Origin of the sequence: Mycobacterium sp. 1164966.3 (assembly GCF_001665395.1) — a bacterium.
GTDB lineage: Bacteria > Actinomycetota > Actinomycetes > Mycobacteriales > Mycobacteriaceae > Mycobacterium.
This window is the reverse complement of the sequence record NZ_LZSG01000011.1, coordinates 52503-75635: the sequence shown is the minus strand read 5'-3', so window position 1 is coordinate 75635 and position 23133 is coordinate 52503. Positions and strand designations below refer to the sequence as shown.

Below are 23133 nucleotides of genomic sequence, written 5' to 3'. Positions count from 1 at the left end.
TCAGCGCCGCAAGAACTCCACGATGTGGTTCGCCAGTTCCTCACCGGCATCCTCTTGTAAGAAGTGTCCGGCGCCGCGAAGCAGCGGATGGTCGATGCCCTGCGCGCCGCGCATCTCGCGCTGAAAGATCGGGCCCATCGCGCCGGTGAACGGGTCGCTGTCGCTGAACGCGACCAGCATGGGTGTCGGGCTCACGGATAACTTTGCCCACGCCGACTTGTTGGCAGCCGCCGCGGGATCCTCGGGTGAGGTCGGCACCAGACCCGGCATCGCCCGCGGCCCAACGCAATACGTGTCGTCCGGAAACGGCGCATCGTAACCCGCCCGCACCGCGTCGCTCATCTGCGTGCGACACGCGCCCTGAATGAACCAGCCGATGTTCAACTCCGGCTGCCCTTGGATCACCTCACGAAACCGCCACCAGATCTTCGGCATTGGCTGCTCGCCCGTCGGCAGCCCGGTGTTGGCGACAACGAGCCGGCTGAACCGCTCAGGATGCTCGGCGGCCAGCCGCAACCCGATCAACCCGCCCCAGTCCTGACCGACCAGGGTGACGTTGTGCAGATCGAGGACGTCGAAGGAAAGCGACCGCATCCATTCGACATGCCGCGCGTAGCTGTGGTCCTCGAGCTGAGTCGGCTTGTCCGAGCGGCCGAATCCGACCAGATCCGGGCAGATGACCCGGTGTCCGGCGGCCACCAAGACCGGAATCATCTTGCGGTACAGGTAAGACCAGGACGGCTCGCCGTGCAGCATCAGAATGGGATCGGCCGTGTCCGGACCGTCCTGGACCCACGCCACCCGCAATGTTCCGTCGTCGCCGTCAGAGATGTCGCAATACCTTGGCGCATAAGGGAAACCGGGTAGGTCGTCGAACCGCTCATCGGGTGTTCGCAGTTTCTGCATGCCTGCGAAGATACCGCGCTCAGATGCCTTCGCTTAAGCCCGCCAAATCCGGATGCGCCATCAACCGATCCAGAAACGCGCGCTGGCCCTTCAGCAGCTTGACGCGCGCCTGCACCACCGGAAACCAGCCGACCCGGTCCACCTCGGGGAACTGCTGCATCCGGCCCGAGCCCTTCGGCCACTCCAGTTCGAAGGTGTTGCTGCGGGCTTCGGTGATGTCGAGGTCTGCCCCGACGGCGAAGGCAGTGACCACCTTGCCGCTGGGTTGTTTCAGTGGACCGAAATCGATTCGCGGCCCGGACGGGACCGGCAGGCTGAGCTCCTCGGAGAACTCGCGCTGCGCGGCGACCCATGGATCGTCGCCGTCGTCGTACTCGCCTTTCGGGATCGACCAAGCGCCGTCGTCCTTGCGTGCCCAGAACGGGCCGCCGGGATGCGCGATCAGGACTTCGACGACGCCGGTGCGGACCCGATACAACAGCAGCCCCGCGCTGAGCTTCGGCATGAGTGGGTTTTCAGACCCCGACGGCGCGTTCCAGGTCTTTGAGCGACGTTTCCAGATGCACCAGCAACCGTTGCAGATGCGGCACGCTGCGGCGGCATCCGACCAGACCGAAATCGAGATTGCCGGCGTTGTTGACCAGCGTGATGTTCAGTGCTTGCCCGTCCGGGATCGCCGAGAGCGGATAGCTGCCATCCAGCCGGGCACCTCCGTAGTACATCTGCTCTGCCAGTCCCGGCACGTTGGAGATGACGAGATTGAACGGCGGCGGCGTCGACGCAACGAAGCCCGGGACACCGGTGAGCGCCAGCGGCGCCATGCTCAGTGCGGACAACGCCAGCACCTGCAGCCGCGGCAGTTCGGAGAAGACCTTCTTGTTGCCCCGCATCGAGGCGCTGACTGCGGCTATCCGGTCCGCCGGATCCTCGACATCGGTCGCCAGGTTGCACAGGATGCTGCCGACCATGTTGCCGCCGGCGTCGGCCTCTTCCTTCGAGCGCAGGCTCACCGGAACCATCGCGATCAGCGGTGCGTCCGGCAGCGCGTTCTGCTCGATCAAGTAGTAGCGCAGCGCTCCGGCGCACATGGCCAGGACGGCGTCGTTGAAGCTCACCCCGGCCGCCCTCTTGACTCCCAAGACACGATCCAACGACCAGGACTGGGCCGCGCATCTGCGCGCGCCACCGATCTTGACGTTGAACATCGTGTGCGGCGCCGTCATCGGCAGCGTCAGCTGCTGCTCGAACAGTGCCGCGCGGGCCAGCTTCACCGTCGAAGGGGCAAGTCCCACAACTGATCCCGCAGTATTGGTCAGGGTGCCAAGCCGGGACGAACCACTCGTTTTGGGACGCGGTCGACGAGGCAGGGTCCACATCGCCCGCACCTCGGTATCAGCCGGATCGACCGACAGCGTGCGCTGCATCAGCTTCATCGCCGAAATGCCGTCGATCAGCGCGTGGTGCATTTTGCTGTACATGGCGAAACGGCCGTCGGTCAGCCCCTCCACCACGTACAGCTCCCACAGCGGGCGATGGCGATCCAGCAGGCTGGTGTGCAGCCTGGAGGTCAGCTCGAGTAGCTCGCGGACGCGACCGGGCGACGCGAGCGCCGAACGCCGGATGTGGTAGTCGACGTCGACCTCGTCGTCGTAGGCCCACGCCAGCGGGGCGATTCCGCCCATGATCGTGGCGGGGTGCTTGCGGAAGGTGGGCTGGAAATCGTCGTGGGCAACCATCGCATCGGTGAACTCCCGGACGAACTCCGGGCCGGCGCCCTCGGGGGGCTCGAACAGCGACAGCCCGCCCACATGCATGGGATGCTCACGTGTTTCCGCCAAGAGAAAGACCGAGTCCGTGGGCATCATCATTTCCATCCGCCTATTAGACCCCGATTCGGAAATGCCCGCCATTGGTTGGGACGAGCAGTTACTCCGGCGCGAGCGACCACGCCGAAGTAGCGATCAGGTCGCCACGATCCAACCCGGCGGCGCGATGCTCGTGTACCTTGGCGTACTCCGGGGTGGTCACCATGTCGATGAATGCCTGCGGCGTGGGGTATTCGACGACGAGAATGGCATCCCACCAAGGCCTTTGGTCTTCACCGATAACGAAAGCCGGCGCGGTTCCCGCGTAGCGAACGGTGGCCCCGACACGTTGCAAGTGCGGTGCGACCTCACGTCCGTAGTGTAGGTAGGACTCCAGCCCGCCAGCGGTCTTGAACTTCAGCAGGTTGACCATCACCACCGGGGCATCGGCTGGTCGCGCGCCCAGGGCCGCGATCTGCTCTCGGGTGGGCTCGATTGCGGCGCTCACGTGAATCTCCTTGCGTTACTTGGTGAGCAGGCTCAAAAGCGCCGGGGTGCTCGGCATGTCCGGGGGCTTTTGCGTCTGCTCGCCGTATTTTTGCTGCCATGAGCAAAGCACTTGCGTTCCGTGTCGAGCAACAGTCGACCGCGAAGCCGACGGCTGTCTACGACACATTCCTGAATGTCGACAGTTGGCCGGATGGATGCCCACCGTCTCGGCCGCTTCGTGGGAGCGACCGGGAGCGCCTGACACCGGGATAGGAGGTGTACGGCTGGTACGAATGCGGGGCTCGGATGTACGCGATGAGATCATCGGCGGCTCGCGGCCCCACCACCACGCGTATACGACTACACTTCCGGGCTTTTGGCCCGTCAAGGATCACCGCGGGGATATCAGCATTGCCGAACTTGCCAACGGCTCTCTCATCACTTGGACCGCAACCTTCAAAACATCCGTGCCGGGTTTGGGAAAGCCGCTGCAGCTGATGTTGCGTTCACTGATCGTGCGGTTGGCAGCGGCACTTGCGCAACAGGCGCAACGAAAGCCCCCACCCAGCGACGTTAACCGACGGGCGTGACTCCGGCGTTCGAAATGGTGAAGCCCCGGCCCCCGGTGACGGTACAGGTAACCCCGCTGGGTTCCGACCGGCAGTTGAACGGGCCAAGCCCAGCGGTCAGGCCGTAGCCGAGCGTCGGAGTGCCCTGGCCCGCATTGCCCAGACAGGTAGCGCCGGTACAGGTCTTGAATGTCCCGTTGGTCGACATTCGCACAGACTGCGGCGGTGAGTCGCTTTGGCAATACGTCTCGTCGGCGATGCCGCTGCCGCGTTGGTAGTTCATTTCGCAGCCGATGTTGCCGGAGGGGGACAGGAACGAGCACCAGGTCGCGGTGCAAACCGGATTCTCCGCGGCGGCCCGCGGCAGCTGAGGCATTCCGACCCAGAACCCGGCTACGACGAGCCCCACTGCCGCAATGAGTGTCCGATGCATGGCGCCTCCCGTATCTTCAGGACCCTTAACCGAAAGTATTAGCGGAAAACTCGGTCGAAATGTGTGGTTTCCCGACTGTGACGACGGGCGATTGCGCCGAACGTGTTCTGACGGTGAGAATATGGCAGGCCGATTTTCAGCCGTGACGACACGCTCGGCGCAGTCGTGCCCCGCGCCTACAGCAGATCGGTGATGGTTTTCAGGCCCGCATCGTAGAGCACCCCGGGAAGCATCCCGCCGTCGTGCTCGATGGTGGTTCCATTGACGAAGTCCGCCTCTCCGCCGGCGAGGAAAACACAGACGCGGCCCACCTCGGCGGGCTCGCCCGCACGACGCAACGGCACTGCGGCAAAGTACTTTTCGCCGGTGGGATCGTCTTTCGGCAGCACGAATGACCGGAAGTTCTCCGTCATCGTCGGTCCCAAGGCGATGCAGTTGACCCGCACTTTTGGGCCCCACTCCTCGGCCAGCGATCGGGTGAGATGGTTGAGCCCGCTCTTGGCCGCACCGTAGGAGACCAGGGTCGGTGATCCCGCTGGATGTCCAGCGCCACTGGAGATGTTGATGATGCAGCCGGTGCCGTCCTGGGTGCGCATCTGCCGGTAGGCGCGAATGGCGAACCACAACGGGCTGATCAGGTTCATCTGCACGGCGTAGGCGTGAAACAGTGCCGTGCGCTCGTACTCGTCGTCGCTGCGGGGCGCGCCCTGGATGCGCTGAACGAGCTCGGGAATGCTCTCCGCGTGCGGCGCTGGGACTGTTCCGCCGGCGTTGTTCACCAGAATGTCGATGCGGCCATGAGTCGACACGACGTCGCTGACGAACGAGTCGATCGAGCGGTAATCGCCTTGGTCGCACACTCTTTGCGAGGCGCGGGAGGCCCACTCGGCATCGACACCCGGTATGGCGTCCAACGACGAGCGCGAGCAGCCGATCACCGTTGCCCCGGCCCGCAGTAGCTCATGGGCGATGCCGACACCCACGCCCCGGCTAGTTCCGGTGACGATTGCGACCTTGCCGTCCAGCGCGCTCATCTGTCGGCCTTCCTTGGCGACGTTATTGACAGTGGCTGTCACTAAGTCATAGCGTGCCAGTACCGCCGAGCAGACGCAAAATCCCCCGACACGCCGTGTGCGCGCGGGATTTTGCGTCTGCTCGCGCCAACCTAGGGAGGTCATCGATGAGTAATCCGTCCAAGCTTCGCGTCATCCAGTGGGCGACCGGTGGCGTCGGCAAGGCCGCCATCGAATGCGTGCAGAACCACCCACAGCTCGAGCTCGCCGGATGCTGGGTGCACAGTGCGGACAAGGACGGGCGTGACGTCGGCGAGATCCTCGGCACCGCTCCGCTGGGCGTCACCGCCAGCTCCAGCATGGACAAGATACTCGCGCTGGACGCCGACTGCGTCATGTACAGCCCGTTGATCCCGAAAGACGAAGAGGTCATTGCTATTTTGCGGTCCGGCAAGAACGTGGTGACCCCGGTCGGCTGGGTATACCCGGACCTGAGCAACCCGGCGGTTCAAGCCATCGCCGACGCGGCAGTCGAGGGTGGGGTGACCCTGCACGGCTCGGGTATCCACCCCGGCGGCATCACCGAGCGGTTTCCGCTGATGGTGTCCTCGCTGTCATCGGCAGTCACCCACGTGCGCGCCGAGGAGTTCTCGGACATCCGCACCTACAACGCCCCGGATGTCGTGCGCCACATCATGGGCTTCGGCGGCACCCCCGAGGCAGCCGTGCAAGGGCCGATGGCCGGCCTGCTCGAATCCGGTTTCAAGATGTCGGTCCGAATGATCGCCGATCGCATGGGTTTTCGCGTCGACCCGAACATCCGGACGATTCAAGAGATAGCAGTTGCGACCGCAGATATCGACTACGATCCTTTCCCGATCACCGCGGGGACGGTGGCCGCTCGCCGGTTCCGCTGGCAGGCGCTCGCCGACGGCGAGCCGGTCATCACGGCGGCGGTCAACTGGCTCATGGGTGAGGAAAACCTGGACCCGGGCTGGAATTTCGGCGGCCAGGGTGAGCGCTTCGAAGTGGAGATCACCGGTGATCCGTCCATCAGCCTCACCTTCAAGGGGTTGCAACCGCCGACGATTGCCGAAGGGCTGCAACGAAATCCAGGTATCGTCGCGACCGCCAACCACTGCGTCAACGCCATTCCCGACGTCTGTGCCGCCGAGCCCGGTATCAAGACCTACCTGGACCTGCCGTTGTTCGCCGGGCGCCCGGCTTCCCACCTAGCAGCAACACGGTGACCCGAGAGTCCCTGCGAGATCGCCAGCGCGCACAGATTCGCGCCGATATCCGGCGCGCGGCGTTCCGGCTGTTCGCCGATCGCGGCTACGACGGAGTGACGACCGAGGAAATCGCAGCTGCCGCAGGGGTTTCCCCGCGCACCTTCTTCCGGCATGTGCCGTCGAAGGAGGAATTGCTCCTCGCACCGGTACGCCACGGCGGCGCCGAAGTGGTGGCATTGCTCGAACGTCGGCCAGCCGGCGAATCTCCCGATCTCGCACTGATCAATGCCATGACTACGCGAACTCGGTCCTTCGACGAGTCCGACACCGAGGAGTGGCGGGCGGCCCTGCTGGTGGCGCCCGGTCTGCTCGACAAGCTGACCATGCACACCCCCGCCGACAAAGAGCGTGCGACCAAGCTGATCGCCGAACGGATGCGCGTCGACCCTGAGCTCGACATCCGTCCCGGCCTGCTGGTCCAATTAGCCTTCGCCGCAGCCGATTTCGGGTTCCAACAGTGGGTACGCCAATCCACCGATCCCCCACGACCGCTGGATTGCTACGTCACCGAAGCGCTTGAGGCCGTCAAAAGCCGGCATTGGAGGCGTTGACCGCGTCCACGGCGAGTTAGTCACGCTCCCATGGCGGACTATCGCCCATCTTCTTGTAGTACTTGGCAAGGTGGCTTTTTACTCGGCTGATGTCGGACTTCGGCAAGTCGATGCCGCCACGTGCGCCGTCCATAATCGCCCCGGCGATCATCACCCCACGCGGTACTACCTTCAGCTCGCCACCGATCACATCGGCGATGAGGAGCTTGTACGCGGTGAAATTGGACTTGTTGGCGGCGTCGTACCACACATGGGCGTTGCGGTACTTCTGATTCGGTGCCTCCTGAGCACCAGCCCACTTGCGCACGCGTTTTTCTGCGGCGGCGCCGTCCCACTTGCGGCCGCGGTCGGCCAACGGCAGATCCTTGAATGCTGTCACTGACATGCTTGTCGCCTGCCCATTGTCGGCGAATATAAACGCCTGGCAGTACCGTCAAGCCCGCAACGGGTATGTCAGTAGTGATAACGCGCCTGCAGTACGACGATCTCCTTGGCGGTCACCTAGAGACGATCTCGATCGCAACGCGATCCTCGTTGACCTTTTCGATGAGTGGGAAGAGGTTGCGGCGAGCCTCGCTGGCCGTGATTGACATCGACTACTCCCGTCTATGAGTGGTACAACTGTTACCAGCGCGACGTGAGGTGCGTCCAGGGTGGCAAGCTCGTATTGTCAAACGGCCGCGAGGATTTCGTCGGCGGCACGACGGCCGGAGGTGATGGCGCCGTCCATGTAGCCGCTCCACACCTGGGCCGTCTCTGCGCCGGCCCAGTGGATGCGGCCGACCGGAGCGGCCAACGCCTTGCCGTATTGGGTCAACGCACCGGCGGTCAGCCGGCCACCATAGCATCCGCGGGTGAATTCCTCTGCCGCCCAATCCTGTTCGACGATGTCGAACGGCTCGGCGGCCTGCGGACCGAAGTACTTCACCAGCGCATCGATGACGAGTTTGTGGCGCTGCTCGGTCGGTAGCTCCGCGGCCGCACGGGCATGGGCACCTTCGAGGAAGCCGACCAGCACGCCGCAGGAGGCGTCGGGAGGAGAGTTGTCGAGCACGACGTTGAAGGCGTCGTCGAGGCTGGTCACGAATCCGCTCAGACCGTCCTCCCGCCAGAACGGGGTCTGATAGCCGACCTGGAACTTGATCACCGACCCGGCCGGGAACTGCTGCGTGAGCCCGTCGCGGGCAGCCGGCAGCGACGGCAGATACCGGATCCGGCCGGCAAGGGTCGGCGGGATCGCGACGATCACATGGCCGGCAGTGACCGAGCCGGTCTCGCCGGCGTCGGCGTCCTCGTAGTAGACGGTGACGCCGCCGTCATCGTCTTGGACGACCGTGCGTACCACGGCCCCGAGTTGCACTCGCCCACTTAGTTCCTCGGCCATCCGCTCGGAGATGCGGTGTGTCCCACCGACCACGCGCCGCTCCTGTGCGCCGCCGGCGACGGCCAGCATCGTCGCCAAACTGTTGCCCGATCGGATGTAGAAGAGGAAATGCAGCATCGAGAGCTCGGGCGTCTCCGCGGAGAACAGCGTGGGCACGATCAGGCGGAAGAATCGAAGTGCCACGGTGTCAGTGGTATTCGCTGCCAGCCACCCATCGAAGGTCTGCCGGTCCAGCTCCGCCGCGCCCTCCGCCTGCCAGGGCGCGGAGGTCGGTACCGAAGCCGCGAGCGTCTCGATCTCCACCAACAGGCGACCGATTTCAGCCAGGCTCTCAAGCGGCAGACCGAATGTCTCGTCGGAGTATCGGATCACCTGCCCGTCGTAGCAGGTGATCGCGTCGCCGGCGGCGTAGGTCGGGTATGTCTCCAAACCCAGCTCGTCGATCAACTCCAGCACCGCATCCTGACCCGGGCCCACCCATTGGCCGCCCAGCTCGACCGGCACACCGTTGCTCAGGAACCCGCCGAAGTTGCGACCGGCGACCCGATCACGCGCCTCGAGGACCCGCACGGACTTCCCGGCCGCGACCAATTTGCGGGCCGCCGAGAGTCCGGCCAGTCCGGCGCCCACGACAACCACATCCACGTCTGGCATACCAACCCTCCGAATTCATACAGTCGTATGACTTAGTTGGTTCGACAGTAAGGCATGGCACATCGGTTCCACAAGGGTCAGTTCGCGGGCCGCACCCCGGCTACGGCGACGACGATCTCGATGAGCGACTCGAGGTCCTCCGCCGAGCGGTTGACGTCCGGGTTCACCACATGCTGCAGGATCAGCCCGTCGACGCCGGCCACCAGAACGCGGGCCAGCCGATCGAAGGGAATCGCGCTGGTCTCCCCCGCCCGGGTCGCCGCCTGCTGACACCATTCGGCAACGACCTCGGTGTACCGCTCGTACTGCCAGCGCGGCAGGCCCTCCAAACCCGGTGTACGCAGCGCGTGGGTGACGAGTTCGTACTGCACCAGCTGCAGATTGCGGTGGTCGACCACGAGTCTTTCCCAGAAGTTGCGCAGCCCGCAGCGCAGCGCGTGCTCCAGCCCTGATTCGAGTTCGGCCGAACTCCGTAGCAGGTCGGCGATCTCCTCCACGACATCCTCGATCACCGCGCGCAGCAAGCCCTGCTTGGTCGGAAAGACGTACTGCAGCGTCCCCAACGGGATGCCGGCTTCGGTCGCCACCGCGCGCATCGTCGTGCCGCCGACGCCGTCACGCATGAGCACGGCGCGCGCGGCGGCAACTGCCTGCTTGCTGCGCAAAGCGGACTCGACGTACGGCATCGAACTCCCATCTCGGACGTCCGGATTTGGCCACGGTAGCCGACATGCGAATACGCCCGGCAGAAACGGGCAACAGTAGCCCCATGAGTGTTGTGGTGATCGGCCAGATCGGGCGCGACTTGGTGTTGCGCACGGACGGGCCGCCCTCGGTAAGCGAATCCACCACGGTCCTGCAGCGCGACGAGCTGCTCGGTGGCAAGGGCGCCAACCAGGCGGTCGGGCTTGCCCAGCTCGGCGTGCCGGTAGCGCTGATCGGTGTGGTGGGCGACGACTTCGCCGGAAACTCGGTGCTGCGGCAGGCCGAAGAGGACGGGATCGACGTCGGCGGCGTCGTGCGTCGGGGCACGACGGCCCTGCTGATCGACATCGTCGGCGAACCGCCCAAGCGGCTGCTGCTCGAGCACGTGCCGGAAGCCTCGTTGGTGCAGGTGGCGGACCTCGATCAGTCGTCGGCGCTGCTGGACACCGCCGACACGGTGTCGATTCAGTTGCAGCAGCCTGCGGCGACCGCCCTGGCAGCCGCGCAGCGGGCACAGCGACGCGGCCTGCGCGTGGTCGTCGACGGCGCGCCGCCGCCGGGCATTCAGGACGAGCTGCTCTCGGCGGTAGACGCGATACGCGCCGATGCCACGGAGGCCGCGCTGATCGCCGGCAAGGAGGTAACCACTGTCGATCAGGCGACCAGGCTGGCCAACCATCTGTTGAAGTGCGGGCCGAAACTGGTCGCTCTCGCGGTTCCCGACGTCGGCGACCTATTGACCTGGAACGGTGGCAGCGAGCTGTTCGGATTCGCGGATGTCGATGTGGTGGATCCGACCGGTGCCGGCGATGCATTTGTGGCCGGGCTCATCTCAGCCCTGCGTGACGGCGCAGGGCCCCAGCAAGCGGGTAAGCGGGCTGCCGCGGCGGCCAGCTCCACCGTGCAGCGCCTGGGCGGACGGCCGGACTTGACGGCGTTGGCGTCCTGAGCCCTGCCGGGCCCGAGCGTCGAGTCTGCGGTAGTGGCATCGAGCCTGCGGCTACGGCTAGGTTTTCGCGGATTCATGCGCCCTGGCCGCAGAATCGATCTGGGAACTTTAGCGGCTCGCGCCGATTAGCGCGGCTCGCGCCAGCGTCTCCTCGGCCATCTTCACGTGTGCGGCGTCGACCAGTACACCGTTGACTCCGACCGCGCCACGGCCGTTTGCCTCCGCCTCTCGGTAGGCTGCGAGATTGCGCTGTGCGCGGGCGATTTCGTCGCCGGTAGGCGCGTAGACCTGGTTGGCGACGGGGACCTGGTCGGGGTGAATCGCCCACTTTCCGGTGTAGCCCAACAGCGACGCGCGCCTGGCGTCCCGTTCATAACCGGCAAGATCACGGTAATCCGGGTAGGGGGCGTCAACCGCGTCGATGCCGGCGATGCGCGCCGCAACGATCACCTTGTTGCGCGCGTATTGCCAGAAATCACCGGGATATTCGCCCAGCGGAACGAAGTTGGTGTCTACCCGGGCACCCTGGGACAGCGAGAAGTCGCCCACCCCGAAGATCAGCGCGTCCAGGCGGGGGCTGGCCATCGCGATCTCCTCCGCATTGGCCAGGCCTTCGACCTCCTCGATGAGGACCTCAAGCCGAATCTGTCTGTTCAGTCCTAGTTTTGACTCCAGCTGGGCGAGCAGCATATCGACCCACCAGACGTCGCGCGCCTTGCGCGCCTTGGGGATGATGACCGTGTCCAGATTCCCACCCGCCGCGGTCATCACGTCGATCACATCGTCGTGACACCACGGCGTATCGAGGCCGTTGATTCGTACCGCCCGAGCGGTGCGTCCCCAGTCGATATCGTTCAGGGCAGCAATGGCTTTGGCGCGCGACTCTTCTTTGAAGGCAGCCGGAACCGCGTCCTCAAGATCGAGGAACACCAGGTCCGCGCCGCAACTCGCGGCCTTTTCGAACATGTTGTCGTTGCACGCGGGCACCGCGAGCTCGGAGCGACGGAGCAAATTGGTCAACGTGAAATTCCTTCTCTCACACCACGCCACGCGCGCGCAGGTCGTCGATCTCGGTTGGTGTCAAGCCGAGCAACTGGCCGTATACCTCGCTGTTGTGCTCGCCGAGGCGCGGACCCAGCCGGCCGACGGTCCCGGGCGCCGCAGAAAAGCGCGGCACCGGCGCCTGCACCGTCATCGGGCCGAGCTCTTCGTCGTCGACGGAGATGAACACCCCGCGATGCGCCAGCTGCTCGTCGGCGGCCAGATCGCTGATGTCGTAGACGGGTGCAGCGGCTACCTCGTGAGCCTCGAACATGTCCATCGCCTCTGAAAGCGTCTTCTCCGCAACCCAATCCGCGACGACCGCGTCGACCTCCCGGGCCCGGCCCAGACGCCGCTGCGGATCCGAGAAGTCGGTGTCCTGCAGCAGGTCGTCGCGCCCTATCGCACGAAACACTCGCAGCGCCAGTGCGGGCGAACTGCCGGACATGGCAAGCCAGTGCCCATCGGCGGTGCGGTAGGTGTTACGCGGAGCCGAAATATCCCAACGGTTGCCGGAACGTTCTGGTACCAAGCCCAATTGGTCGTAGCCCAACAGTGTCTGCTCCAGCAGTCGTGCCAGCGGATCGATCAGGTTGACGTCGATCAGCTGGCCCGGTGCACCATGCACATCGCGGTGATACAAGGCCATCATCACCGCATAGGCGGCATTCAGTGATGCGACGCCGTCGGCCAACATGAACGGTGGCAGTGTGGGCGGTCCGCCGGCCTGACCGGTGATATGTGCAAAGCCGCTCATTGCCTCGCCCAGGGTGCCGAACCCGGGACGCTCGCTTTTCGGTCCGGTCAAGCCGTATCCGGTGATGTGTAGCACCACGATTCGTTCGTTGACCGCACGCAGGCTCTCGTAGTCCAGGCCCCACTTGCGCAACGTCTGCGGCCGGGTGTTGAAGATGGCGACGTCCGCGTGCTGTACCAGCCGTCGCACCAAGTCTTGCCCCTCGGCACAGCGCAGATCCAGGGTGACGGATCGCTTGTTGCGCGAGATCGACTTCCACATCAGGCCGATGCCGTCGCGCTGGTGCCCCCATGACCGAATCGGATCGCCGCGTCGGGGTTCTTCGACTTTGATCACGTCGGCGCCGAACTCACCTAGATAGGTTGCCACCAGCGGGGCGGCTGCCAGGGTCGCGAGGTCGAGCACACGGACGCCGTCAAGCATGGGCACCGGCGAGGGTGTTCGAAGGACGTTGCAGCCCAAGGTGTCCCCGCAACGTCGACGACTCGTATTCGGTGCGGAACAGACCACGACGCTGCAGTTCCGGGACCACCATGCGCACCACGTCTTCGAATGCCCCGGGCAGATGCGTTGCGGCCAGGACGAATCCGTCGCACGCGCCGCTTTGGAACCACTCCGCCATCTGATCGGCAACCTGCTCACCGGTGCCCACGAAGCGGGGTCCCTGCAACAGCGTGGCCCGATGGCCGGCCAGATCCCGCACTGTCACAGTGTCACCACCGATATGCGCGCGCAGGTTCTGCACCAGGCCGCGGATGCCGGAGGCGCACGCGATCAACTCGTCGGTGACCGGGTCGTCCAGATCGTGTTGTGCGAAGTCGTAATTCATCAGCTCCGACAGCAGAGTCAGCGACGCCATCGGGTGCACCAGATCGTTGAGGAACATGGCTTCGCGGTCCTTGGCGTGAGCCTCCGATTCGCCGACGACGGCGTAGGCCATCGGGCAGATGCGGACCGCGCGCGGATCGCGTCCGGCGTCGTCGATGCGGTCCTTCTGGTCGGCGTAGTGGCTGCGGGCGACGTCGATACCCGGGTCGCCGGTGAAGATCAATTCCGCCCAGCGGGAAGCGAATTCACGCCCCCGCCCCGATGACCCGGCCTGGATGATAACCGGCCGGCCCTGCGGCGTGCGCGGAACGGTCAGCGGGCCGCGAGCGGAGAAGTAATGGCCGACGTGCCCAAGTTCGTGCACCTTGCCGGGGTCGGCGTACCGACCGGAAGCCCGGTGGTGCAGGATCGCGTCGTCCTCCCAGGTGTCCCACAGTCCGGTGACGACGTCCATGAACTCGTCGGCGCGGTCATAGCGTTCGTCGTGACCGAGATGGGCGTCGATCCCGAAGTTCTGCGCCTCGCTGTCGTTGACGGACGTGACCACGTTCCAGGCGGCCCGGCCGCCGGACAGGTGATCCAGGGTCGCGAAGGTGCGGGCGACATGGAACGGCGCGTAGTAGGTGGTCGAGTACGTTGCGCCCAGCCCGATCCGCGACGTGGTCTGCGCCAGCACCCCGAGCACGACGCCGAGGTCCAGCTTCACCGGCCGGGCCCCGTACCCGACGGCGTCGGCCACCGATCCGCCGTAGACCCCCGGCATGGCCAGGCGGTCGTCGAAGAACATCAGGTCGAAGCAGCCTTCTTCGAGCTGGCGCCCGATCTTCGCGTAGTAGGACGCGTCCAGATAGCGGTGTTCGGTCGCAGGGTGCCGCCATGAGCCCGCGTACACCGAGGTGCTGCCCGCCTGCATGAACGCAACCAAGGCCATCTTGTCGCTTCGCATGACCCGAATCTAACATCTGATATATCAGATTTCAAACGCTAGATACGTATCGTCGGTTACGATGCGCGGATGGCAGTTGACATATCCGGCACCGTACGGGAACGCGCGGCTCGTGAACTTCGCGACCGCATTCTCACCGGAGCCTTGCCGGCCGGGTCGCGCATCGACCTGGACGCCATCACCGAGGAATTCGCGACCAGCCGCACCCCGGTCCGCGAGGCGCTGCTGGAGCTCTCTTTCGAAGGCCTGGTCCAGGTCGCTCCACGTAGCGGCGTCACGGTGATCGGCATCAGCCCGGAGGACGTGCTGGACAGCTTCACCATCCTCGGCGTGCTGACCGGGCAGGCAGCAGCCTGGGCGGCCGACCGTGTCGAGCCTGACGAACTCGAGATGCTGCGCGAGCTCGCGGCTGACGTCGTCGCACGATCCGGCGACGACAGCATCGGCGAGGCGAATTGGCACTTTCACCAGAGGATCCACCGTGCCGCGCACTCGCCGCGGCTGATGGCCCAGATCAAACACGCCGCGAGGGTTGTGCCGACCAACTTCCTCACGTTGTTTCCCGATCATGAGAAGCACTCGCTCGACGAACACCAGGAATTGCTCGACGCGCTGGGCGACAAAGACGCAGAGCGCGCCAGAGTCATCGCGGAGCGACATGTCCTGGACGCGGGTCGCTCGCTTGCCGATTGGCTCGAGCAGCGCCGCACCTAATCTAGAGGCGCCGAGCGTGGGGGCTGTGGACGACTTCAGCACAGTTTCCGTACCTAAAGCCCACGCTCGGTGCTGGCGCCGCGATCGCTAGTAGCCCTGCCTGACGTTCGAAACGCCGCGGCTTGAGTATTTTCGTCTGGTGGCGGAGATACCAGCGCAATATCTCTTGGCGCCGGACGCGCCGAGCCCACGCACGCTCGTCGACATCATCCACGAAACCGCCGCACGCTACCCGGACGCCGCGGCGATCGACGACGGCACGGTGCAACTCACCTACAGCGAGCTGATCAGCGACATCGAGGACAGCGTGGTCTGGCTGGCCGCGCGCGGTATCGGTCGTGGCGATCGGATCGGCATCCGGATGCCGTCGGGCAGCTATGCGCTGTATGTCGCGATCCTGGCGACGCTGGCCACTGGCGCAGCCTACGTGCCGGTTGACGCCGACGACCCCGACGAACGCGCCGAATTGGTGTTCAACGCGGCCAACGTCGTGGCGGTGATCACAGAGGGCGGGCTGATCAGGGGCCCGGGCTCGTCGCGGGGCTGGCGCGCCGTGGCTCCGCTGGCGCGAGACGACGCGTGGATTATCTTCACCTCGGGATCCACCGGCACACCTAAGGGCGTGGCCGTCACGCACCGCAGCGCCGCCGCGTTCGTCGACGCCGAGGCACGGATGTTCTTGCAGCACAATCCGATTGGGCCAGGTGATCGGGTGCTGGCCGGATTGTCGGTGGCTTTCGACGCGTCGTGCGAGGAGATGTGGCTGGCCTGGCGGCACGGCGCCTGCCTGGTGCCCGCACCGCGATCGCTGGTACGCAGCGGCATGGACCTGGGACCGTGGTTGGTCACCCGGGACGTGACCGTGGTGTCGACGGTGCCGGCACTGGCGTCGCTGTGGCCCTCCGAAGCCCTAGAAGCGGTGCGGCTGCTGATCTTCGGCGGCGAAGCCTGCCCTCCAGAACTTGCCGACCGGCTCGCGGTCGAGGGGCGCGAGGTGTGGAACACCTACGGCCCCACCGAGGCGACGGTGGTCGCGTGCGCGGCCAGGCTCGACGGTGGAGGCTCGATCAGCATCGGGCTGCCGCTGCCCGGCTGGAATCTCGCCGTGGTCGACGCGGACGGCTGGCCGGTCGACTACGGCGAAGTCGGCGAGTTGGTAATCGGCGGCGTCGGACTGGCTCGCTACCTGGATAAGGACAAGGACGCCGAGAAGTACGCTCCGATGCCGACGCTGGAGTGGCAGCGTGCCTACCGCAGCGGAGACCTGGTCCGGCTGGAACGCGACGGACTGTATTTCTGCGGCCGCAGCGACGATCAGGTCAAGGTCGGTGGCCGCCGCATCGAGCTCGGCGAAGTCGACTCGGCACTGGTCAACCTGCCCGGGGTCAGTGGGGCAGCGGCCGCAGTGCGGCAGACTGCCATCGGCACGCCGGTGCTGGTCGGCTATCTGGTCAGCGCGGATACGTCGTTCGACATCGACCAGGCGCGCAAGCAGCTTGCCGAGCACCTTCCCGCCGCGCTGGTGCCGCGCCTGATCCGAATCGAGGAGCTGCCGACTCGCACGTCGGGCAAGGTGGACCGGGACGCGCTGCCGTGGCCGCCGCCCGGCGGCAGTGACGCGGAAGACCACAACCTGGGCGGATCGGCGGGCAGGCTGGCCGGTCTGTGGCAGGACCTGCTGGGCACCCCAGTTTCCAGTACCGAAGCCGACTTCTTCGCGCTCGGCGGCGGGTCGCTGGCCGCCGCGCAGCTCGTCGCCACCTTGCGCCACGAATACCCGCAGATCACCGTCGCCGACCTCTATGACCATCCGCGGCTGGGCTCCCTCGCCGGATTTCTCGACGAGCTGGAGCCGCCGCCGCGAGCCGCCGAGCGGGTGGTGCGACCGACGCCCCGCCTGGCGCAATTGGTCCAGACGGCTGCCGCGGTGCCGCTGGCGACGTTGGCCGCGCTGCAGTGGATCACATGGCTGGCGTTGGGCAACGATGTCGCACGCGCACTGCACTTGGTGCCGTGGACGGTGCCGGTGAACCGATGGCTGGTCGCGGCGGCGCTGCTGCTGTTCGTGACGCCGATGGGTCGCATGGGCATCGCCGTGCTGTTCGCCCGCACCCTGCTGTGGAAGGTCCGGCCCGGCAGCTATCGACGCGGCGGCTGGGTGCATCTGCGGGTGTGGTTCGCCGAGCGGCTCGCCGAGGCCAGCGGCGCCGAAAATCTGGCCGGCGCACCGTGGTTGGTGTACTACGCGCGTGCCTTGGGCGCCAATGTCGGCAAGGGCGTCGACCTGCATTCGATGCCGCCGGTCACCGGGTTGCTGACGCTCGGCCACCGCAGCGCCGTCGAACCCGAAGTCGACCTGAGCGGGCACTGGATCGACGGGGATGTATTCCACGTCGGCAAGATCACGGTCGGCGACGACGCGACGATCGCTGCGCGGACCACGCTGCTGCCCGGCGCTGTCGTCGGCAAGAACGCCGACGTGGCACCGGGTTCCGGCGTCATCGACAAGATCAAGAACGGCCAGTACTGGAAAGGCTCGCCGGCGGTGAAGTCAGGCAAGGCCCACCACCCGTGGCCGGACGAGCGGCCGTCCCGCAGGAGCCGCTGGGTCGCCGTGTACGGGTTGACGTCGCCGCTGCTCGCTGCGCTGCCGCTGGTCGCGGTCGTAAGTGGCCTGGCGGTGATCGCGGCAGCCGTCCAGCACACCCGCCGGTTGTCGGAGGCGATTGTGCCGACGCTGCTGTGGACGCCGGTGGCGGCACTGGCCGCATTGACGACGTATGCGGTGTTGACGGTGGCCGGGGTACGGCTGTTATCGATCGGATTGCGCGACGGCTACCACCCGGTCCGCAGCCGGGTGGGCTGGCAGCTGTGGGCGACCGAGCGGCTCATGGACGGTGCGCGCAACTACCTGTTTCCGCTCTACGCCAGCATGCTTACGCCGAGCTGGCTGCGGCTGCTCGGCGCGAAAGTTGGCCGCGGCACCGAGATTTCGACGGCCTTGCTGATCCCCAAGTTCACCGTGATCGAGGATGGCGCGTTCCTGGCCGACGACACCATGGTCGCGTCCTACGAGCTCGGCGGCGGCTGGATCTACGCCGCCAAGACGACGGTGGGTAAACGCGCATTCCTGGGCAATTCCGGCATCACCCAGCCGGGCCGCCGCGTACCCGACGAGGGCCTGGTCGCGGTTCTTTCGGCGACGCCGCCGAAGGCCAAGCGGGGGTCGTCCTGGCTGGGCAGCCCGCCGATGCGGTTGCGCCGCCGCCCGGCCGAGGCAGACGAGGAAACCACTTACGACCCGCCGACACGGTTGAAGGCGATGCGCGCGGGGGTCGAGACCTGCCGGGTGCTGCCGGTGTTCGCGACGGTCGCGATCGGATTGGGCGTGCTTGGGTTATTACAGGCAATAACAAGGCTTTTCGGCATCTGGTGGGCGACGTTGTGCGGCGGGCTGGTGCTGCTGTCCGCGGGTGCGATCGCCGGGGTCATCACGGTGATCGCGAAATGGGTTGTGGTAGGGCGTATTCGAGCCGGAGAGTTTCCGCTGTGGTCGTCGTTCGTCTGGCGCAACGAAGTCGCCGATACTTTCGTCGAAACTGTCGCCGCGCCGTGGTTCGCCCGGGCGGCGAGCGGGACGCCGATACTGAACCTGTGGCTGCGCGCGCTGGGCGCTCGCGTCGGGCGCGGAGCGTGGTGCGAAAGCTATTGGCTGCCTGAGGCGGATCTTGTCACGCTGGGCGACGGCTGCACCGTCAACCGCGGCTGCGTGGTGCAGACCCACCTGTTTCATGACCGGATCATGCGGATGGACAGCGTGGTGCTGGAACCGGGTGCGACCCTGGGTCCACATTGCGTCGCACTGCCCGCGGCCCGAGTGGGCTCCGGCGCGACGGTCGGCCCCGCGTCACTGGTGGTGCGTGGCGACGAGGTGCCGCCGTCGACCCGCTGGCAGGGCAACCCGATCAGGCCGTGGAACCTGTCCCGTAAGAAGACCGCCGGCAGGCCGCCGCGCCAAGGCGTCCGGGACACCGCCGCGTGAAAGCCAATGGCAAGCCGTCCCCGCCGGTGGCCGACGAATACCTGCCGAAAAACGGCGATCCCGGTTACCAGGTGTCACGCTACGAATTGGACCTGGAATACAAGGTCGCCATCAACCGGCTGAAGGGATCGGCGGCGATCACCGCGGTGACGCTGACCGAACTGCAGCAGCTCAGCCTCGACCTCTCCGATGCCTTGTCGGTGTCGAAGGTGTGGGTGAACGGTAGCCGCGCCGACCACTTCTCTTGTCGTGACGGCAAATTGCGCATCCGGCTGGCGTCGAAGGTGGCGACCGGAACGGCGCTGTCGCTCGTCGTGCACTACCACGGATCACCGCGACCGACCCGGTCGCTGTGGGGTGACGTCGGTTTCGAGGAACTGACCGACGGCGTGCTGGTCGCCGGGCAACCCAACGGCGCCCCGTCGTGGTTCCCGTGCAACGACCGCCCCGGCGCGAAAGCCGCCTATCGCATTCAGGTCAGCGCCGAGAGCCGGTATCGGGTGGTTGCCAACGGCAAGCTGGTTTCGCGACGAGTACGGGCCTCGCAGACGGTGTGGATCTACGAACAATCCGAGCCGACGTCGACCTACCTCGCCACCCTGCAGATCGGCGTCTACGACACGACGCGGCTGGCGTCGGCGCCGGTGCCGATCAAAGCCGTCTTGCCCGAACGGTTGCGGCGCGACTTCGACGAGGACTTCGCCCGGCAAGGCGAGATGATGGAATTGTTCATCGAGTTGTTCGGACCCTATCCGCTGGCGAACGGTTATACCGTCGTCGTCACCGACGACCCGCTGGAAATTCCCCTTGAAGCACAGGGGATTTCGATCTTCGGCGCCAACCATTGCGACGGCACGGGTGACAGCGAGCGACTCATCGCGCATGAGCTGGCACACCAGTGGTTCGGCAACTCGGTGACCGCGCGGCGCTGGCGCGATATCTGGCTGCACGAAGGATTCGCGTGCTACGCCGAATGGCTGTGGTCCGAAAACAGCGGCGGCCCAAGCGCTGACGTGCTGGCCAGTCGCTACCACGAGCAATTACGGGATGGGCCTCAGGACTTGCTGCTAACCGATCCCGGGCCGCGCCGGATGTTCGACGACCGCGTGTACAAGCGCGGGGCGTTGACCCTGCACGCACTGCGCGAACGGCTTGGTGACGAGAAATTCTTTGCGCTGCTGCGGGATTGGACGAACCGCTATCGCCACGGCACCGTCGTCACCGACGACTTCACCGGCCTGGCCGCCAATTACGCGGCCGAATCGCTGCGGCCGTTGTGGGATGCGTGGCTGCACTCGACGGAAGTGCCGTAACGCTACAGATTAGCCAAATCGTCGGGGACGTCGACTTTGTGCTCCAGCAGCGCCTCGAGCGGCACCACCTCGAGGGTGCGTTCGTTGGTGGACGCCAACACCACTGGGGCGGCGCAGCCGTCGTTGTGGGCTCGCAGCCAGTTCAGGGCTGTGACGCACCAGCGGTCGCCTGGCAGCAGGCCGGGAAAGCGGTACTCGGGCACCGGCGTCAGCAGGTCGTTTCCGATCGAACGCTGGTGTTCCAGAAACTCTGCGGTCACCACGACACAGATCGTGTGCCTGCCAATGTCCTCGGTGCCACTCGAGCAGCAGCCGTCGCGATAGAAACCGGTGAGCGGGTCGGTACCGCACGGTTCCAGCGGGCCGCCCAGCACGTTGCGATCAACCACTCGTCCAGTATTGCGCTGCAGGCGCCAACTTTGAAGCACCTTCGTTTAAGTGCCCGCGGTCTACGCCGCGGCCGCCGAGTCGCTGGGTGTCCCGAAAACGGCACGCGTGACGTTCGTGGGAGAAAGTGCAGTTGTCGCCTTACGCGCGAAGTCGTTGGGCAACGAAAGTCTGAAGATCTTCTTCCACGCCGAGACAACCTGTTTCGACAAGGGACCGTTGGTGTAGGTGAGCCCGTAGCGCTCAAACAGGTCCTGCACCTTCGGCGCTATCTCCTGGTAGCGATTGCTGGGCAGATCAGGGTAAAGGTGGTGTTCGATCTGAAACGACAAGTTGCCGGTCATGAAGTGCATCAGCGGGCTTCCGCTGATGTTGGCCGAGCCGAGCATCTGCCGCAAATACCACTGACCGCGCGTCTCGCCGACGATCGATGTCTTCTCGTAGATCTGGACGCCCTCGGGGAAGTGCCCGCACATGATGACGGAGTGTGTCCAGAGGTTTCGCACCAGGTTGGCGGTCAGATTGGCAGTAAAAGTGGTGAGGGCCGCCGGACCAGATAGCAGCGGGTGCAGCGCATAGTCTTTGCGCACCTGCTTCCCGATCTTGGCGAGCACTTCTTTGAGCTGGCGATGAAACACGGCCTTATCGGCCTTGCCCTTCAGGTAGTCGTCGATCTCCAGGTCGTAGATGGCGATTCCGTACTGGAAGATGATCGCGTTTGCGAGATTGGTCAGCGGCTGGATGAGATGAAGCGGTGTCCAACTCTGTTCTTCGTCGACGCGCAGGATGCGAAAACCGAGGTCTTTGTCCTTGCCCAGCACGTTGGTGTAGGTGTGGTGCAGTTCGTTGTGCGAGTGCTTCCACATTTCCGACGGCACGGCGATGTCCCACTCCCAGGTGGTGGAGTGGATCTTGGGATCGCGCATCCAGTCCCATTGACCGTGCATGATGTTGTGGCCGAGCTCCATGTTCTCGACGATCTTGGAGATCGCCAATCCGGCGGTGCCCAATACCCACGCGGGCGGAAGCAGTGAAAACAGCAGCAGCGCGCGGCTGGTCAATTCGAGCTTGCGGTGGCCATCGATGACCTTGCGGATGTAGGCGGCGTCGCGCTCACCCCGGCTGGCGATCACCTCGGCGCGGATGGCATCGAGTTCGGCGCCGATGTCCTCGATGTCCTGGTCGCTCAGGTGTGCCGTCGGGTCGTCGTGTTTGCGTTGGATGGCAGTCATTTTGAGTTGTCTCCTTTGGGATTCAAAGATCGATGTCGCAGTCGCCGGCGGCCGCGGATATGCAGGTCTGAATCTGGATGCCGTCGCCCTCGGCGGCGGTGATGACGTCGCCGGTGCGCAGGTCACGAACGCTGCCCTGGCGCAACGGCGCGACACAGCCGAAGCAAATGCCCATCCGGCAGCCCGAGGGCATCAGCACTCCGGCGGTTTCGCCGGCATCGAGCAGGGTTTGCGAATTCTCGGCGTCGACAACAGTGCCGGTCTTCGTGAACGTGACGGTGCCACCGTCGCCGGTCACCCGGATGGACGGACGGAAGCGCTCGGTGTGCAGGTGGTCGGCGCGGCCGTCGGTCTCCCAACGGCGCTCGAGGGCGTCGAGCAGCCCGACCGGTCCGCATGCCCAGGTCTGGCGGTCGGCGATGTCGTCGACGATGTCGTCCAGTCGCGCCACGTCCAGCATTCCGTCGATGTCGGTGTGCCGCTCCACCAACCGGATTTGGCCATTGCGCGCCAGCATGCGCAACTCGTCGCCGAAGATCACGTCGGCGGCCGTCGGCGCGGAGTGCACGACGACGATATCGAGGTCTATGTCGGTGTTGGCCAGGTTGCGCAGCATACCCATCACCGGGGTGATGCCACTGCCGGCGGTGAGGAACAGGACTTTGGCCGGTGGTTGCGCACCGAGGGTGAATTCGCCCGTGGCCTGGTCGAGATGGACCAGGGTTCCGACGGCCGCCTTGCGGACGAGGTAATTGCTGACGACGCCGTCCGGGATTGCCTTCACGGTGATCGCGATGCAGCCGTCACGCCGGCTGGTTTCCGAGGTCAGCGAGTATGCCCGCCACTGGCGGACGCCGTCGACGTCGACGCCGACGCGAACGTACTGGCCCGGGACATGGGTGCGCCATCCGCGACCGGTCTTGACCACGACTGTGACCGCGTCGCGGGTTTCGGCCTCGACGGCGACGATGCGCCCGCGCAGGGCCGCACCCGAGCGCAGCGGGTCGATGACGTCGAGATAGTCGGACGGCATCAAAGGGGTGGTGAATCGTTCAGCGAACTCGATGACGCGTTCGCGCAATGTGCCGACGATGGTCTGGCGCGGCGCTGTCGTCGTCATTCC

Annotated in this window: 23 protein-coding genes; 7 read left to right on the top strand and 16 right to left on the bottom strand. The window is 65.5% G+C overall.

All coding sequences use genetic code 11. The annotated features are described in order from the left end of the window. Genes A9W99_RS05410 through A9W99_RS05395 form a run of 4 tightly spaced genes read right to left on the bottom strand, consistent with a single transcriptional unit; the run spans position 1 to position 3219 of the window. Positions 1-906 carry a haloalkane dehalogenase gene (locus A9W99_RS05410; RefSeq protein WP_067374572.1) on the bottom strand — a complete coding sequence of 302 codons (906 nt, stop codon included), beginning with the start codon at positions 904-906 and terminating at the stop codon, positions 1-3. Positions 907-925: 19 nt separating this feature from the next. Further along, entirely contained in the window at positions 926-1411 is a 486-nt protein-coding gene (locus A9W99_RS05405; RefSeq protein ID WP_067374569.1) for an NUDIX domain-containing protein, read from the bottom strand. A 10-nt stretch (positions 1412-1421) separates the two neighbouring features. Next, complete coding sequence (locus A9W99_RS05400; protein ID WP_067374566.1) at positions 1422-2780, bottom strand: wax ester/triacylglycerol synthase family O-acyltransferase; 1359 nt, start codon at positions 2778-2780, stop codon at positions 1422-1424. Between the two features lie 52 nt (positions 2781-2832). Beyond that, positions 2833-3219, bottom strand: coding sequence for a DUF1330 domain-containing protein (locus A9W99_RS05395; RefSeq protein WP_067374564.1), 387 nt, complete (start codon positions 3217-3219; stop codon positions 2833-2835). A gap of 55 nt (positions 3220-3274) precedes the next feature. Between A9W99_RS05395 and A9W99_RS27680 the strand changes: the two genes are divergently transcribed. Continuing rightward, positions 3275-3790, top strand: a complete 516-nt coding sequence (locus A9W99_RS27680; RefSeq protein WP_371514920.1) for an SRPBCC family protein — start codon at positions 3275-3277, stop codon at positions 3788-3790. On the opposite strand, the gene A9W99_RS05385 is transcribed toward A9W99_RS27680, so the two are convergent. Beyond that, the gene (locus A9W99_RS05385) at positions 3774-4202 is read right to left on the bottom strand and encodes a hypothetical protein (RefSeq protein ID WP_067374558.1); all 429 of its coding nucleotides are present in this window, start codon (positions 4200-4202) and stop codon (positions 3774-3776) included. The two genes, A9W99_RS27680 and A9W99_RS05385, sit on opposite strands and share 17 nt — an antisense overlap. 176 nt (positions 4203-4378) lie before the next feature. Further along, positions 4379-5236, bottom strand: a complete 858-nt coding sequence (locus A9W99_RS05380; protein WP_067374555.1) for an SDR family NAD(P)-dependent oxidoreductase — start codon at positions 5234-5236, stop codon at positions 4379-4381. A gap of 146 nt (positions 5237-5382) precedes the next feature. Between A9W99_RS05380 and A9W99_RS05375 the strand changes: the two genes are divergently transcribed. Further along, positions 5383-6465, top strand: coding sequence for a dihydrodipicolinate reductase (locus A9W99_RS05375; protein WP_067374552.1), 1083 nt, complete (start codon positions 5383-5385; stop codon positions 6463-6465). Then, positions 6462-7058: a TetR/AcrR family transcriptional regulator gene (locus A9W99_RS05370; RefSeq protein ID WP_067374548.1), complete on the top strand. Its 597-nt coding sequence runs from the start codon at positions 6462-6464 to the stop codon at positions 7056-7058. Before A9W99_RS05375 ends, A9W99_RS05370 begins: the two co-directional genes overlap by 4 nt. A 16-nt stretch (positions 7059-7074) precedes the next feature. Here the strand turns inward: A9W99_RS05370 and A9W99_RS05365 are convergent, their stop codons facing one another. The 4 genes from A9W99_RS05365 to A9W99_RS05355 all read right to left on the bottom strand — a co-directional run bounded on the left by A9W99_RS05365 (position 7075) and on the right by A9W99_RS05355 (position 9782). Continuing rightward, positions 7075-7443: a hypothetical protein gene (locus tag A9W99_RS05365; RefSeq protein ID WP_067374545.1), complete on the bottom strand. Its 369-nt coding sequence runs from the start codon at positions 7441-7443 to the stop codon at positions 7075-7077. Positions 7444-7555: 112 nt separating this feature from the next. Then, a complete protein-coding gene (locus A9W99_RS25835) occupies positions 7556-7651 on the bottom strand; it encodes a type II toxin-antitoxin system prevent-host-death family antitoxin (protein ID WP_082929830.1) in 96 nt (31 codons plus the stop codon). A 77-nt stretch (positions 7652-7728) separates the two neighbouring features. Further along, positions 7729-9096, bottom strand: coding sequence for an FAD-dependent oxidoreductase (locus A9W99_RS05360; RefSeq protein WP_067374542.1), 1368 nt, complete (start codon positions 9094-9096; stop codon positions 7729-7731). A 77-nt stretch (positions 9097-9173) separates the two neighbouring features. Then, complete coding sequence (locus tag A9W99_RS05355; protein ID WP_067374540.1) at positions 9174-9782, bottom strand: TetR/AcrR family transcriptional regulator; 609 nt, start codon at positions 9780-9782, stop codon at positions 9174-9176. An 83-nt stretch (positions 9783-9865) separates the two neighbouring features. On the opposite strand from A9W99_RS05355, the gene A9W99_RS05350 reads away from it, so the two are divergent. Next, a complete protein-coding gene (locus A9W99_RS05350; RefSeq protein WP_067374539.1) occupies positions 9866-10750 on the top strand; it encodes a PfkB family carbohydrate kinase in 885 nt (294 codons plus the stop codon). 108 nt (positions 10751-10858) lie between these two features. On the opposite strand, the gene A9W99_RS05345 is transcribed toward A9W99_RS05350, so the two are convergent. From A9W99_RS05345 to A9W99_RS05335, 3 genes are read right to left on the bottom strand one after another with little or no spacing between them, the layout of a single operon-like run. Then, positions 10859-11770, bottom strand: a complete 912-nt coding sequence (locus tag A9W99_RS05345; RefSeq protein ID WP_067374606.1) for a CoA ester lyase — start codon at positions 11768-11770, stop codon at positions 10859-10861. A 16-nt stretch (positions 11771-11786) separates the two neighbouring features. Beyond that, complete coding sequence (locus tag A9W99_RS05340; RefSeq protein ID WP_067374537.1) at positions 11787-12971, bottom strand: CaiB/BaiF CoA-transferase family protein; 1185 nt, start codon at positions 12969-12971, stop codon at positions 11787-11789. After that, positions 12964-14322 (bottom strand): LLM class flavin-dependent oxidoreductase, encoded by a 1359-nt coding sequence (locus tag A9W99_RS05335; RefSeq protein WP_067374534.1) that lies wholly within the window; start codon positions 14320-14322, stop codon positions 12964-12966. Before A9W99_RS05335 ends, A9W99_RS05340 begins: the two co-directional genes overlap by 8 nt. A gap of 69 nt (positions 14323-14391) precedes the next feature. Between A9W99_RS05335 and A9W99_RS05330 the strand changes: the two genes are divergently transcribed. The 3 genes from A9W99_RS05330 (at position 14392) to A9W99_RS05320 (ending at position 20391) form a co-directional block, all read left to right on the top strand. After that, a complete protein-coding gene (locus A9W99_RS05330) occupies positions 14392-15036 on the top strand; it encodes a GntR family transcriptional regulator (protein ID WP_067374533.1) in 645 nt (214 codons plus the stop codon). Positions 15037-15175: 139 nt separating this feature from the next. After that, a complete protein-coding gene (locus A9W99_RS05325) occupies positions 15176-19078 on the top strand; it encodes a Pls/PosA family non-ribosomal peptide synthetase (RefSeq protein WP_082929829.1) in 3903 nt (1300 codons plus the stop codon). Next, positions 19075-20391, top strand: a complete 1317-nt coding sequence (locus tag A9W99_RS05320) for a M1 family metallopeptidase (protein ID WP_067374527.1) — start codon at positions 19075-19077, stop codon at positions 20389-20391. Before A9W99_RS05325 ends, A9W99_RS05320 begins: the two co-directional genes overlap by 4 nt. Positions 20392-20393: 2 nt before the next feature. Here the strand turns inward: A9W99_RS05320 and A9W99_RS05315 are convergent, their stop codons facing one another. From A9W99_RS05315 to A9W99_RS05305, 3 genes are read right to left on the bottom strand one after another with little or no spacing between them, the layout of a single operon-like run. Then, positions 20394-20780, bottom strand: coding sequence for a DUF2237 family protein (locus tag A9W99_RS05315; RefSeq protein ID WP_067374524.1), 387 nt, complete (start codon positions 20778-20780; stop codon positions 20394-20396). A gap of 60 nt (positions 20781-20840) precedes the next feature. Then, positions 20841-22010, bottom strand: coding sequence for an acyl-CoA desaturase (locus A9W99_RS05310; RefSeq protein ID WP_067374522.1), 1170 nt, complete (start codon positions 22008-22010; stop codon positions 20841-20843). A gap of 22 nt (positions 22011-22032) precedes the next feature. Continuing rightward, entirely contained in the window at positions 22033-23130 is a 1098-nt protein-coding gene (locus tag A9W99_RS05305; RefSeq protein ID WP_067374520.1) for a ferredoxin reductase, read from the bottom strand. Positions 23131-23133 lie beyond the last annotated feature (3 nt).

What these genes read in the sequence shown, in the direction of transcription:
- A9W99_RS05405 (WP_067374569.1), bottom strand. Translation starts at nt 1,411, where the DNA reads ATGCCGAAGCTCAGCGCGGGGCTGCTGTTGTATCGGGTCCGCACCGGC.
- A9W99_RS05350 (WP_067374539.1), top strand. Translation starts at nt 9,866, where the DNA reads ATGAGTGTTGTGGTGATCGGCCAGATCGGGCGCGACTTGGTGTTGCGC.
- A9W99_RS05360 (WP_067374542.1), bottom strand. Translation starts at nt 9,096, where the DNA reads ATGCCAGACGTGGATGTGGTTGTCGTGGGCGCCGGACTGGCCGGACTC.
- A9W99_RS05335 (WP_067374534.1), bottom strand. Translation starts at nt 14,322, where the DNA reads ATGCGAAGCGACAAGATGGCCTTGGTTGCGTTCATGCAGGCGGGCAGC.
- A9W99_RS05380 (WP_067374555.1), bottom strand. Translation starts at nt 5,236, where the DNA reads ATGAGCGCGCTGGACGGCAAGGTCGCAATCGTCACCGGAACTAGCCGG.
- A9W99_RS05410 (WP_067374572.1), bottom strand. Translation starts at nt 906, where the DNA reads ATGCAGAAACTGCGAACACCCGATGAGCGGTTCGACGACCTACCCGGT.
- A9W99_RS05355 (WP_067374540.1), bottom strand. Translation starts at nt 9,782, where the DNA reads ATGCCGTACGTCGAGTCCGCTTTGCGCAGCAAGCAGGCAGTTGCCGCC.
- A9W99_RS05340 (WP_067374537.1), bottom strand. Translation starts at nt 12,971, where the DNA reads ATGCTTGACGGCGTCCGTGTGCTCGACCTCGCGACCCTGGCAGCCGCC.
- A9W99_RS05375 (WP_067374552.1), top strand. Translation starts at nt 5,383, where the DNA reads ATGAGTAATCCGTCCAAGCTTCGCGTCATCCAGTGGGCGACCGGTGGC.
- A9W99_RS25835 (WP_082929830.1), bottom strand. Translation starts at nt 7,651, where the DNA reads ATGTCAATCACGGCCAGCGAGGCTCGCCGCAACCTCTTCCCACTCATC.
- A9W99_RS05305 (WP_067374520.1), bottom strand. Translation starts at nt 23,130, where the DNA reads ATGACGACGACAGCGCCGCGCCAGACCATCGTCGGCACATTGCGCGAA.
- A9W99_RS05400 (WP_067374566.1), bottom strand. Translation starts at nt 2,780, where the DNA reads ATGGAAATGATGATGCCCACGGACTCGGTCTTTCTCTTGGCGGAAACA.
- A9W99_RS27680 (WP_371514920.1), top strand. Translation starts at nt 3,275, where the DNA reads ATGTCCGGGGGCTTTTGCGTCTGCTCGCCGTATTTTTGCTGCCATGAG.
- A9W99_RS05365 (WP_067374545.1), bottom strand. Translation starts at nt 7,443, where the DNA reads ATGTCAGTGACAGCATTCAAGGATCTGCCGTTGGCCGACCGCGGCCGC.
- A9W99_RS05330 (WP_067374533.1), top strand. Translation starts at nt 14,392, where the DNA reads ATGGCAGTTGACATATCCGGCACCGTACGGGAACGCGCGGCTCGTGAA.
- A9W99_RS05385 (WP_067374558.1), bottom strand. Translation starts at nt 4,202, where the DNA reads ATGCATCGGACACTCATTGCGGCAGTGGGGCTCGTCGTAGCCGGGTTC.
- A9W99_RS05310 (WP_067374522.1), bottom strand. Translation starts at nt 22,010, where the DNA reads ATGACTGCCATCCAACGCAAACACGACGACCCGACGGCACACCTGAGC.